Origin of the sequence: Bradyrhizobium nanningense, assembly GCF_004114535.1 — a bacterium.
GTDB lineage: Bacteria > Pseudomonadota > Alphaproteobacteria > Rhizobiales > Xanthobacteraceae > Bradyrhizobium > Bradyrhizobium nanningense.
In genome coordinates, this window is record NZ_LBJC01000002.1 from 90,548 (window position 1) to 102,648 (window position 12,101).

At 62.3% G+C, this 12,101-nt stretch carries 8 protein-coding genes, 1 tRNA gene and 3 pseudogenes; 8 read left to right on the top strand and 4 right to left on the bottom strand.

Going from position 1 to position 12,101, the window contains the following annotated elements; translation table 11 throughout:
• Nucleotides 1-218: 218 nt before the first annotated feature.
• The 3 genes and pseudogenes from XH84_RS41755 to XH84_RS40505 form a co-directional block, all read right to left on the bottom strand.
• Nucleotides 219-395 (bottom strand): pantoate--beta-alanine ligase, encoded by a 177-nt coding sequence (locus XH84_RS41755; RefSeq protein ID WP_430641862.1) that lies wholly within the window; start codon nucleotides 393-395, stop codon nucleotides 219-221.
• Nucleotides 388-730 (bottom strand): annotated as a pseudogene (locus XH84_RS41760) (pantoate--beta-alanine ligase). Before XH84_RS41760 ends, XH84_RS41755 begins: the two are co-directional and overlap by 8 nt.
• A 119-nt stretch (nucleotides 731-849) precedes the next feature.
• Nucleotides 850-1,023, bottom strand: a pseudogene (locus tag XH84_RS40505) (3-methyl-2-oxobutanoate hydroxymethyltransferase); the annotation flags it as partial.
• Nucleotides 1,024-3,281: 2,258 nt separating this feature from the next.
• Here XH84_RS40505 and XH84_RS00445 point away from each other — a divergent pair.
• A complete protein-coding gene (locus XH84_RS00445; protein WP_128947994.1) occupies nucleotides 3,282-3,677 on the top strand; it encodes an Lrp/AsnC family transcriptional regulator in 396 nt (131 codons plus the stop codon).
• An 877-nt stretch (nucleotides 3,678-4,554) separates the two neighbouring features.
• Nucleotides 4,555-5,811, top strand: coding sequence for a site-specific integrase (locus XH84_RS00450; RefSeq protein WP_128947995.1), 1,257 nt, complete (start codon nucleotides 4,555-4,557; stop codon nucleotides 5,809-5,811).
• 307 nt (nucleotides 5,812-6,118) lie between these two features.
• Here XH84_RS00450 and XH84_RS00455 read toward each other — a convergent pair.
• Nucleotides 6,119-6,195 (bottom strand) — tRNA-Pro (locus XH84_RS00455).
• A gap of 68 nt (nucleotides 6,196-6,263) precedes the next feature.
• Here XH84_RS00455 and XH84_RS00460 point away from each other — a divergent pair.
• From XH84_RS00460 to XH84_RS00485, 6 genes and pseudogenes are all read left to right on the top strand, one after another.
• The gene (locus XH84_RS00460) at nucleotides 6,264-7,253 is read left to right on the top strand and encodes an L-threonylcarbamoyladenylate synthase (protein WP_164935897.1); all 990 of its coding nucleotides are present in this window, start codon (nucleotides 6,264-6,266) and stop codon (nucleotides 7,251-7,253) included.
• A gap of 23 nt (nucleotides 7,254-7,276) precedes the next feature.
• Nucleotides 7,277-8,704, top strand: coding sequence for an FAD-binding oxidoreductase (locus XH84_RS00465; RefSeq protein ID WP_128916709.1), 1,428 nt, complete (start codon nucleotides 7,277-7,279; stop codon nucleotides 8,702-8,704).
• A pseudogene (locus tag XH84_RS00470) lies at nucleotides 8,701-9,149 on the top strand (GNAT family acetyltransferase). Before XH84_RS00465 ends, XH84_RS00470 begins: the two are co-directional and overlap by 4 nt.
• A gap of 9 nt (nucleotides 9,150-9,158) precedes the next feature.
• Nucleotides 9,159-9,740, top strand: a complete 582-nt coding sequence (locus XH84_RS00475; RefSeq protein ID WP_128916708.1) for an NUDIX hydrolase — start codon at nucleotides 9,159-9,161, stop codon at nucleotides 9,738-9,740.
• A 161-nt stretch (nucleotides 9,741-9,901) separates the two neighbouring features.
• Entirely contained in the window at nucleotides 9,902-10,831 is a 930-nt protein-coding gene (locus XH84_RS00480) for a glycine/sarcosine/betaine reductase selenoprotein B family protein (protein WP_128916707.1), read from the top strand.
• A gap of 36 nt (nucleotides 10,832-10,867) precedes the next feature.
• Nucleotides 10,868-12,061, top strand: a complete 1,194-nt coding sequence (locus tag XH84_RS00485; protein ID WP_128916706.1) for a CaiB/BaiF CoA transferase family protein — start codon at nucleotides 10,868-10,870, stop codon at nucleotides 12,059-12,061.
• Nucleotides 12,062-12,101 lie beyond the last annotated feature (40 nt).

Here is a 12,101-nt window from a genome sequence, read left to right on the forward strand (position 1 = left end):
TCTCGGAGCTCGCCCTCTGCTGCCAGCTCGATACACCTCTCAGAATAGTGCCTGAACGTTTCTGTCAGCTGACTAAGCTGTGCGCGGCTTGGCCACGCCTTGCGCTACCGAGTTGGCAACGCCAGGATTACTTGTCGATCAGCGCGTTGAGCCAACGTAGGCGGCCGCACATAGCATCGCGGGGAGCCGCAGTGGACTGTCGGCGGCTTTGAGCCGTGTCACCGTCGATACTGCAGTCTGTCAACCCCCTCTAAATGCGCCTTTGCGGCCGCAATCAGCTTTTCTACGTTGCGCTCTCCCGACCGAAAATCATCGAGCGCTGCGGATAGTCCCTGGTTGATCGCTAGGGCCTGCTGACGTTCTCTCTTGCTGAGATAGCGGTTGCGACTACTCATGGCGAGCCCATCCTTTTCGCGAACCGTTTGGTACGGTGATGATCTCGATAGGGAGATTGAGATCAACCACCATACGACGCACGACTGTGCAATGCTGACGATCCTTCTGGCCAAAAGACGATGTCGGGCTGCACCATGTTGAACAATTTGCATACGACAGTCGCGAAACCGCGAAAATGTCCAGGCCTCAAGGCTCCGCACAGAGGTCTCGCGAGGTCGCCAGGTTCAACAAAGGTTTCGAAATTGCTCGGATAGACCTCCTGTGACGACGCTCACATCGCATTCGCATGGCTTGCCGCAATCAGCGCCAGGTGGCCATCGTGGGGATAGCCCATCGTCGGCACGAATCCGACCCGTTGATCGCACTGCGGGATTTTGTGAGAGTGCGGCGAAGTTCAGCGACGCTCGTGATTGTTTGCATGTCGAGCTCAATATTAAATTGAGTTGGGCGGGGCCAGTTTGCAATAGCCTCGCCGACGCCTTTGGAAAGCCGATAGGACTCCTGCGGTTGCGGGAATGCACCACGGCGGACATCCGCTGCTCAGCGCGAAAGCGCATCATGCAACTGCTGAAAGCCTTCCGTACAGGCGCGGACGAATTTGGGGCGATGACCTTCAGTTAGGCCCAGCTGCGATCTGTTTACCTGTGCTGCGCTGTCGTCGCAACGCTCCGACTTCTGCGCAGGGGGCAGGCAAGATTTGGCTTAAATGAAAGAGGTCTTGTGGAGCGATCTCGTTCCACGTCTTCCTGGCGGAAACACTTGACCTCTTGGCGATGGCCTTCGCCGAAAATATTGAACTGGAGCGCGCTGCAGCCTTCGTCAGGTCACCTACGATCAAGCTTGGCACCACGGCGTTTCGGCGTCAGTGGCTCATTCTTATGGGTGTCCATTCGATCCTCAAGGGGTAGGCTAAAGTTTCGACAAGTTCAGCTTCCTCGTTCAAGATCGGACGGGCACCTACTGAAGCTCACATCTTGTGGTCTCAAAAACATGCTACCCGAACGGGCTCCACCCCATGTGGCGCCTCTAGAACCGCGCGTATGCGCGCAGCGATCTGCCGTGCTTCCTTCGGCTGCATGTTTGGATTCATGCAATCGAGTATGGCTAGCATTGCCTGAACTTCCTCGATGTTAAATGTGGCGGCCTTGCGATCTGATAGTCCCAGCGACTGATCGGCGGCACGGGCCTGATTGGCTGCAAGCACCGCAAGCGCTTGCGATCGCAGGGACGTGACATGCCGCTCGAACATATGCATTCGTTGGCCTGGCGCTACTCTGTGTGCATGGCGTCGCAAGCGCTGGTGGCCAACCCCGGTCACGAAGACTGGGGCTGGCCACCTTTGCTCCCATGAGGCTCAAATTCTCAAGGGCTACAATGTTGTATCTTCGAGAAGTACCCAGGGCACCTACCAAAATCGGTCGGTCCCATCCTCGTCGGCGACTCTCTAAGCTGAGTCTTTGCCGTAAACAATTGGAGACACAGGTGACCAGACACGCGCGCCTCGCATAAACAAGAATCACAAGCCAAACGCACATGAGAGACGCAAGAATGTTGGCGGAGTAAATCCAGACGGAGCGTAATAGAAAGCACCCCATTGCGACCGCGAAGGAGCACCTCGTTGAAGAATCGGCGACGCTGTCGGCGTGGTCGTCGCCACGGATGGCGCACACAATTGCAACAAGGCAACAGCGGACGGGATTCAGCTAGGCAATCTCCTTCCGTTCAGAGTGTTGGCGATGTGATCGGAAGCAGTGCGGGCGCGACTCGACGTCGTTTGTTGCGCTGGAGCAGACGCTGTCCCTACCCCGCCCGAATAGCAAAACTTGACTCGGCGCTTATACCCCACGGATACGCAGGGGCAGCGCACTGTCCCTGCCGCCCAGCTAGCTGCCTCAAGCTCACCTTTAACGGTGGCAAGAAACTGATCAGGAGCTTATTGCTCGCAAGACGAGCGAAATCGCCAGAATGAGAACTAACCCGTGAGTCGGAAGCTGTGCGAACGCCGCTCGGCGCTTGACGGCCTGGGCAGCATCATGAGGCACTATCCCTGCCGCATCCGAACGGCAATGCTTAACGGAAGCGTAACTCGGCACATGGTGGTCCTTCAGCTCATGCGCTGTCCCTGCCACGCCCCCGTTAAACAAACGATTCTTTATCGGGGCTGGCTTACCGAAAGCTGACGGACCTGCGCGGCAATTTACAAAACGGAAAGCGGCCCATGTGGCCGCTTGCCGTCGAGAGCAATATCGACGTTTACGTCTCAGACAATAGCCATTCGGCGCGCTTGCGATCAGCGGCAGCCGCTCGGGGCTACGCGCCGGATTGGCGCGCAGCCAATCCACTGGACATTTATGACTGATTGACCTCACGGGCTCCCCGGCTCGTGGACCGTGTGGGACTGGCCATTCGGATCGCGCATCAGTTGCTTTCGAACCGTCGCGCCGCTTACCGGGTCGGGCTCCACGCAAGTTTCTCGTATCCAAGACGATTGTGTCCGTTGCGTCAAATGCGTTACCAAGCTCCATCAGGCGCATCAGCCGGTAAGGCGTAAAAACTGGACCCGATTCGTGGAGTTCAACCAGAAAGCAGCGCGGATGCGACTCGGCGCCTATGTCCACCCGGGGAGGATCGACAAATGCGCTATCTCTGCCGCATCCGCTTCGCCGGACAGCCAGAGGCGACGTGACTCGGCACCCTCATTGGAGCAAGGAAGGCGCTGTCCCTATCACGTGCCGCTGGCTCAGTAGTCAGCCTCGGGGATCACAAGGCTACCCACCCGGCTTTCCCGTGAGGCCCCTCGCCTCTGGGTACTGGGCACTTTAGCGAGAGTGCGGGCTCGAGTGACCTACCAGCATTGGTGGTCATACACACCAATCGAGAAACTGTTGGTCAAACTTGAAGACCGTCGGCAGATTGTCGGCCTGCGCGTCATGGCATTCATCCAGGTGACGTTGGAAAAACACGTGCAGAGTGTCCGCGACGGCTTTGCTACTGAAGTCGGCCGCATCGCCGAAATCATGGACTGCTATCTCAAGGTCGGAGATCAGGATTATCTGTTGCGTGCCATTGTGTCCGACGTCTCCGACCTCGAAAATCTGATTGCACGCATATCCCGGATCGCCGGCGTCGCGAGCATCCGCTCTGGTCTCGCGGTGCGCAACGTCTCCAGCCGGCGAGCACTGCCGCTCGATGTATCCAGGCCGATCCAGGTAAAGTCGCCGTCGGCCGACTCGGAACGACATCGCCCATCCCTACATCGCCACCTACAAGCCCTCGCCTGACAAGCGACCACAGGATCGTCGTACAATTTACGGCCCGGACTGTGGCAACCGATCGCCACGCACATTGCGGGCTTATGGTGCCCTCGGAGGGTGGATTCATTTGCTCGCCGGGACTGCCCGCGTCTGCGACCTCACCGCCATGCTGCGGCCGGAGGCGGAACGACAGACCTTTGATAGCCAGGTGGACACTGGAGCAAATCAATAGCCTGCGGCGACGGGCATAACAGATTGCCCGTTTTGCTCGCTCTTGTATCCTAATCTACGACGAGCACGTGATCGGCCTGTACCATAGGATTTCCGCGCTGTATCGAATGGGTGAAGGTACAGAAACAAAGGATAAGGTCGACACCCGGTCCGGTCGTGTAACGTCCGATTCCAAATAATTTCGCACGAGACCCGTTTTGTTCTCGAAAAGCGGCTCGCCCAAGCGATTGATCGAGAAGGGCTTTTATGGTGGGCGCACGAGGGCCCGAACCTGGGACCCGCTGATTAAGAGTCCGAGATTGTCCGATTTGCACTCGGAAGCCACCGATTGCCGCATCAACGAGATGCAGCGCTTCCAAGAGCAGATTTCGCGTACACCTTGAAACCCGTCGGCCGATCCAAAGGCCTGGAGCACTCACGAGCACCGCGTTCAAGATATGCCAAAGCGCAAGATCGACAAACTCGCTCGCGCGAAAGCACGGCCCGATCCTGCCCAATGGGACGAGGACGAAGTGATGACTCTCGTCGAGGCCGCTGTCGTATTCTTTCCCCACGGTCCATTGACTTTGTCTTCGTTGCGCAGGGCCGCAGCCGCTGGGACTCTTGAAATCGCCAAAGTGGCAGGCAAAGATTTGACCACACCTCGCGCCATCCGCAAATTGGTCAAGCCATCATGCCGGGCCGTAAAGCCAAGCCCCCACGCCTCTGGTTCCGAGAGGATGATGAAATCTGGATCATCCTCGACCGTGGCCGGCAAATCCGCACAGGCTGCGGCCGCGACGACATTGACGGCGCTGCGAAGGCGCTCGAAAACTACATCGGCGAGCGGCATACCAGCACAATCGGCGCCACCGACCCCGGCGTACTCGCCATAGCTGACGTCCTCACCGCTTACGAAATTTCAAAACGTCCTAAGGACAAAAGTGACCAGCGGGCATGGGCCCAGCACGACCTGCTGCTCATTCGTTTGCTAGATCTCAATAACTTCTTTGGCGACAAGACGGTCGGCGAACTCAAGGCTCAGCTTTGTCGCGATTTCGTAGACTGGTCTACGGGCACGCCGAACGACAACAACAGGAAAGCCGGCATCAAGCCCCGCCACGGTACGGTCTCGGACCAGACCGCGCGACGTCGACTTGAGGACTTGCGGGCTGCAATTAACGCGTATCACGCGGAACACACGCTTAGGGTGGTGCCAAAGATCACTCTGCCATCAAAGGCGGAGGGGCGTCACCGATGGTTGACACGCAATGAAGCCGCCCGCTTGCTCGGCGCTGCGATTGGCTACGTGTGGGACAACGAGCGGGGCACCTGGAAACGCGGGGAAGATGGCAAGCTCATGAGACGTGAGCGATGGATTATCCGTCGGCGCTATCCGGCTGCGCGCTTCACTCTGGTTGGCATGTACAGCGCCCGCCGCGAAGAGACGATCCGCCGAACACAGTGGCTGCCGACAACGACCCATCCCTGGATGAATCTGGACGCGATGGTGTACCAGGGCAAGGGGGCTTTGGAACGGTCAACCAAGAAGCGACGCCCGCCCGCAAAGATTGCCAGCCGGCTACGCCCTCACTTGGTCCGTTGGCGGAAGATCGACCAGACGCGCTCGTCCGAGCTGCGAGCGGCGGGCCTTTTGAAGGATGGCGATCAGATTCGCTTCGTCGTCAACCGCATGCACGATGGCCAGCCGCTTGCTGGCAAGATCAGATCGGCTTGGGAGGGGATCCTGGAGGATGCCGGGCTAGGCGATGACGTGGTTCGCCACTCCTTGCGCCACACCGCGGCCACCTGGCTGATGCAGGCAGGTGTCGATATGTGGGAAGCCGCTGGCTGGCTTGGTATGACTGTGGAGCAGCTCGAGGCCAACTACGGCCATCACCATCCAGATTTCCAGGAAGCGGCCGCAGAGGCGTTTGGGGGAAAGCGCTGAGCTGAACCCTATTCGCCGCGGGCTATTCGTGCCCGGAGGTCAGCCAGAATAAGCTCGTAGGTCCGGAGGGAGGACTTGTGGTGCTTGACCATGTCCTGCGTGACGTCCCGCCAAGGCCCGTTTCCTTCGCGTTCCCCGATTGTCATTTTCCCGGCTTAGCGGCGCAAGATCGTCCCGGATCTGCTTTATCTGCTCCTCGACGCCCTTGGCGAAAGCCTTGAGATCGACGGGCATGGCTGCCGTGCCTCAAATCATTGCGCATTTCATTGCGCCCGAAAAACATAGAAACTATAAGTACTTGAAATGATGGTCGGAGTGGCAGGATTCGAACCTGCGACCCCTGCGTCCCGAACGCAGTGCTCTACCGGGCTGAGCCACACTCCGACAAGAAGGCGGCTTATAGCGTTGGGTTTGACGCACCGCAAGCGGCCGAGATGAGGAATTTTGTCCCTGTGAAAACGGGTGTTGAAACGCTGATTTTACCGGCCGGCGTGGCCGGCGCGGAAGCCGCTGCCCGGACCCTGGCGGCCGGCGGGCTGGTCGCGTTTCCGACCGAGACGGTCTACGGGCTCGGGGCCGATGCCGCCAACGCCACCGCGATCGCCCACCTCTACGCCGCCAAGGGGCGGCCGGCGTTCAATCCGCTGATCGCGCATGTCGCCGGCCTCTCGGCCGCGCAACGGATCGGGCGGTTCGACGCGCGCGCGTTGAAGCTTGCGGAGGCGTTCTGGCCGGGGCCGCTGACGCTGGTGGTGCCGAAGACGGAGGGCTGCCCGGTGGCGGATCTCGCCACCGCCGGCCTCGACACGGTCGCGATCCGCATTCCCGCCCATCCTGTCGCGCAGGCGATCCTGCGCGCCTTTGGCGGGGCGGTGGTGGCGCCGTCCGCCAACATCTCCGGTCACGTCTCGCCGACGCTGGCCGCCCATGTCGAAAGCGATTTATCGGGGCGGATCGACCTGATCGTCGACGGCGGGCCTGTGACGGTCGGCGTCGAATCGACCATTATCGGCTGCTTCGAGACGGCGATGCTGCTGCGACCCGGCGGGCTGTCGCGCGAGCGGATCGAGGCGGTGCTGGGTGCGAGCCTAGTGCGACCGACGGCCGAGGGCGAGAGCGACGACAGCCAACCGTTGGCGCCGGGCATGCTGGCCTCGCATTACGCACCGCGCGCTCCCGTGCGGCTCAACGCGCAGGAGGTGGCGCCCGGCGAAGCGCTGCTGGGGTTCGGACCGGCGCGCCTGCCCGGTATGGAGGCCGCAGCCGCCGTCATGAATCTGTCGCCCACCGGTGATCTCGATGAAGCCGCCGCCAATCTGTTCGGCTATCTTCGCAGCCTGGATGCGAAGGGGACGCGGACGATCGCGGTGATGACGATTCCCGAGGAAGGCCTCGGCGAAGCGATCAACGACCGGCTGCGCCGGGCCGCGGTTGCGCGATAAGAAGCTTGAGAAGAGACACGAGAATGAACGTCAATCAACCTGCCACCCCTCCGCTTGCGCCCGAGCTGATCGAGCAATTCCGCAAAATCGTCGGCGAGCGCCACGCCATCACCGATGCGAATGACATCGAGCCCTACGTCACCGAGGAGCGCAATTTGTTCCACGGCCGCTCGCCGCTGGTGCTGCGCCCGGGCTCGACGGCCGAAGTCTCCGAAATCTGCAAGCTCGCCTTCGCGCACAAGATCGCGCTGGTGCCACAGGGCGGCAATACCGGCCTCGTCGGCGGCCAGACCCCGCACAATGGCGAAGTCGTGGTGTCGCTGCGGCGGCTCGACAAGATCCGCGAGGTCGATACCGCCTCCAACACCATGACGGTCGAAGCCGGCGTGGTGTTGCAGGTGGCGCAAGCGAAGGCCTCCGATGTGGACCGGCTGTTTCCGCTGTCGCTGGGCGCGGAAGGCAGCTGCACCATCGGCGGCAATCTCTCCACCAATGCCGGCGGCACCGCCGCGCTCGCCTATGGCGTGGCGCGCGAGATGGCGCTGGGCTTGGAGGTGGTGCTCGCCGACGGGCGCGTGCTCAACGTGCTCTCGAAGCTGAAAAAGGACAACACCGGCTACAATCTGCACAATCTCTTCATCGGCGCCGAAGGCACGCTCGGCATCATCACGGCGGCGACGCTGAAACTGTTCCCGAAACCGCGGGCGGTCGAGACCGCTTTCGTCGGCCTGAAGTCGCCGGACGCGGCCTTGAAGCTGCTGACGATCGCGCAAGGCGAAGCCGCCAATGCGCTGACGAGTTTTGAGCTGCTGTCGGAGATGGCGGTCGACTTCTCGGTGCGGCACGGCATCGATGTGCGCGATCCGCTCGCAGAGAAGCATCCCTGGTACGTGCTGATGGAATTGTCCTCTCCCGGTGACGACGCCCGTACGCCGCTGGAGACGATCCTCGCCCGCGCCATGGAAGAGGAGATCGTCGACGATGCCGTGATCGCGTCGAGCCTTTCCCAGCGCAACGATTTCTGGAAGCTGCGCGAGGAGATGTCGGCGGCGCAGAAGCCCGAGGGCGGCTCGATCAAGCACGACATTTCGGTTCCCGTAGCCGCCGTGCCCGCCTTCATCGCCGAGGCCGACGCCGCCGTGGTGAGGCTGATCTCCGGCGCGCGCCCCGTTCCGTTCGGCCATCTCGGCGACGGCAATCTTCATTACAATGTCAGCCAGCCGATCGGGGCCGACACCGCCGATTATCTGGCGCGCTGGCACGAGGTGAACGCCGTGGTGTTCGAGATCGTGCTGCGCATGGGCGGCTCGATCTCCGCCGAGCACGGCATCGGCGTGCTCAAGCGCGACGAGCTGCCCGACGTCAAGGACAAGACCGCGATCGAGCTGATGCGCGCGATCAAGGCGATGCTCGATCCGCACGGCATCATGAACCCGGGGAAGGTGCTGTGAGCGTGTCGCTTGCGATCTCTGCGATCACCGACGCCGATGTCGAGAAGGTCGTCGCGCTGTGGCAGCGCTGCGGCCTGACGCGGCCCTGGAACAATCCGCATGCTGACACATCGACCTGGCGCGGCGGCGCGACAATTCCACCGTGCTGATCGGCCGCGACAATGGCGCGATCGTCGCGAGCGTCATGGTCGGCCATGACGGCCATCGCGGCTGGGTCTATTACGTCGCGGTCGATCCAGACTGCCAGAAGCGCGGCTTCGGCCGCGTCATCATGGCAGCGGCCGAGGATTGGCTGCGCGGAGCCGGCATTGCCAAGCTGCAGCTCCTGGTCCGCCGCGAGAACGCGCAGGCCAATGCGTTCTACGGCTCGCTGGGCTTCGAGCTATCGACGTCCGTGATGTACCAGAAGTGGCTCGACGGCCGCGCGACCACGCCAAGCAATTGAGATCCCGCCATGACCATTTCCGACCGCGTCCGCATCAAGGACGTCCGTGTGCTCTCGGACGGCTGGACCACGCTGAAGACCACCACGTTCGAGTACCGCCGCGCCAGCGGCGAATGGCAGACGCAGCACCGCGAGACCTATGAGCGCGACAACGCCGCCGCCGTGCTGCCGTACAATCGCGCACGGCGGACAGTGATCCTGGTGAAGCAATTCCGCCTGCCGGCCTTCATCCGCGGCTACGACGATCTGCTGATCGAGGCGGCCGCCGGCGTTTTGGACAATGCCGAGCCCGAGGAGCGCATCCGCGCCGAGGCCGAGGAGGAAACCGGCTATCGCCTGCATCACGTCCACAAGGTGTTCGAGGCCTTCATGAGCCCGGGCGCCATCACCGAGAAGCTGCATTTCTTCGTCGCCGAATACGAGCCCGAGATGCGCGTCAGCGACGGCGGCGGTCTCGAGCACGAGGGCGAGGACATCGAGGTGCTGGAGCTTTCCATCGACGAGGCCCTGGCGATGATCGCCGACGGCCGCATCATCGACGCCAAGGCGATCATGCTGCTGCAATATGCGGCGCTGCATGTGTTCAGGTAGGTGCTTTCTTCGCCTCTCCCCGCGTGCGGGGCGAGGGAGCGCACCTGCCGCGCGGCGAGGCATTGCGCAATGCAATTCAGGCCTGCATCCTCCCACCCCCCGTTGAGCAATCCCAGAACTATCTCTAGTCTGGTCCCGACCAGGAACCAGGAGACGCGCCCATGTCCGCTTCGCGCGACGACGAATTCGGCTTTGCGCCCGACTACGATGCCCCCATCCCCTACATGCAGCGCACCCGCGATTACTATGCGGCGATCGGTTACACCACGGCGTATCGCTGGGCGCATTACACTTCGGCACCGTTCCAGGCGCTGAAGAAGCCGCTGGCAAAGTCGCGCGTGACCATCATCACGACCGCCGCGCCGTACGATCCTGATAAGGGCGACCAGGGGCCGGGCGCGGCGTATAACGGCAGCGCGAAATTCTATCAGGTCTATGGCGGCGACACGTCGAAAGAGCACGACCTTCGCATCTCGCATATCGGCTACGACCGTAAGCACACTTCGGCCACCGACAGCGGCACCTGGTTTCCGCTGCCGCAGCTCTTGAAAGCCAGCGCCGCAGGACGCATCGGTGAAGTGGCCCCGCGCTTCTTCGGCGCGCCGACCAACCGCAGCCACCGCGTTACGCTCGACACCGATGCGCCGGAGATTCTGGCACGCTGTCTTGCCGACAAGGTCGATGCCGCGGTGCTGGTGCCGAACTGCCCGGTCTGCCACCAGACCACGGCGCTGGTGGCGCGGCATCTGGAGCGCAACGGCATTCCGACCGTGATCATGGGCTGCGCCAAGGACATCGTCGAGCACGCCGCTGTGCCGCGCTTCCTGTTCTCCGACTTCCCGCTCGGCAATTCCGCCGGCAAGCCGCACGACGTCGCCTCGCAGGCACAGACGCTCGAGCTGGCGCTCAAGCTGCTGGAGACGGCGAGCGGTCCGCAAACGACGATGCAGTCGCCGCTGCGCTGGAGCGAGGATGCCTCCTGGAAGCTCGACTACAACAACGTCGCGCAGCTCTCCCCCGAAGAGCTGGCGCGCCGCCGCGCCGAATTCGACAAGCAGAAGGAGATCGCGCGCGGCAACCGCGCCGCCTGACGTCCTCCGGCAACCAAAACAAAAAGGGAGAGCGACGTGACGCGACCGTTCGAGGGCGTGAAGATCCTGGATTTCACGCAAGTGCTGGCCGGCCCCTATGCCAGCTATCAGCTCGCGCTGCTGGGCGCCGAAATCATCAAGGTCGAGCGGCGCGAGGGCGAGGACATGCGCCGCACGCCGCTCAGCCGGGAATGGGCCGAGCGCGGGCTGGCGCCGGCGTTCCAGGCCATCAACGGCAACAAGCGCAGCCTGACGCTCGATCTGCAGAAGCCCGAGGCGATCGCGATCGTGAAGAAGCTCGCAGAGACCGTCGACGTCGTCATGGAGAATTTCCGCCCCGGCGTGATGGACAAGCTCGGCATCGGCTATGAGGCGCTCTCCGCGATCAATCCAAAGCTGATCTATTGCGCGGTGTCAGGTTTCGGCCAGACCGGCCCGGATCGCTTGCGGCCCGGCTATGACGGCAAGATGCAGGCGCTCTCGGGCATCATGGCCATCACCGGCCATCCCGAAACCGGGCCGACGCGCACGGGCTTTGCCGTGTGCGACGTGCTCTCGGGCGCGACCGCCGCGTTCGGCGTCTCGAGCGCGCTGTACCAGCGCGACCGCACCGGCAAGGGCCAGCTCGTCGACGTCTCCATGCTGGAGGCGACGCTGGCGTTTCTGTCGGGCCAGATCGCGGACTGGTCGGTCGCCGGCCATCGCCAGACACTCTCGGGCAACCAGGCGGTGAGCCGCAGGACCACGGCAAACCTGTTTAAATGCGGCGACGGCCACATCCTGCTTGCCGTCAACAACGAGAAGCAGTATCGCGCGCTGATGGCTGCGCTCGGCCGCGAGGACACGCTTGCCGACCCGCGCTTTGCCGACTGGTTTTCGCGCAACGAGAACGAACCTGCGCTACGCGCCATCATCGAGGAGGCGCTCGCCGCCAAGCCCGCGCGCGAATGGGAGAGCATTTTGGAAGACGCCGGCGCACCCTGCGCCAGCATCTGGAAGGTCGAGGAAGTGATCGATCATCCGCAAATCAAGGCGCGCGGCGCGATCCAGGAGCTGGACACGCCCTATGGCCGCCTGCGCTTTGCCGGCAGCGGTTTCAAGCTCGCGCATGGCGGCGGGAAGCTCGACCGGATGGCGCCGGAATTGGGCGCGGATACGGATGCGGTGCTGGGCGAGCTGGGATTCGATGCGGCGGAGATCGCGGGGTTGAGGGCGAAGGAGATTGTGTGAGGCGGCGCTTCACACTCGATGTCGTCCCGGACAAGCGTAG

Coding starts and splice junctions, on each gene's coding strand:
- XH84_RS41755 (WP_430641862.1), bottom strand. CDS start 395: ATGAGTAGTCGCAACCGCTATCTCAGCAAGAGAGAACGTCAGCAGGCC.
- XH84_RS00450 (WP_128947995.1), top strand. CDS start 4,555: ATGCCGGGCCGTAAAGCCAAGCCCCCACGCCTCTGGTTCCGAGAGGAT.
- XH84_RS00465 (WP_128916709.1), top strand. CDS start 7,277: ATGAACGTCAATCAACCTGCCACCCCTCCGCTTGCGCCCGAGCTGATC.
- XH84_RS00475 (WP_128916708.1), top strand. CDS start 9,159: ATGACCATTTCCGACCGCGTCCGCATCAAGGACGTCCGTGTGCTCTCG.
- XH84_RS00480 (WP_128916707.1), top strand. CDS start 9,902: ATGTCCGCTTCGCGCGACGACGAATTCGGCTTTGCGCCCGACTACGAT.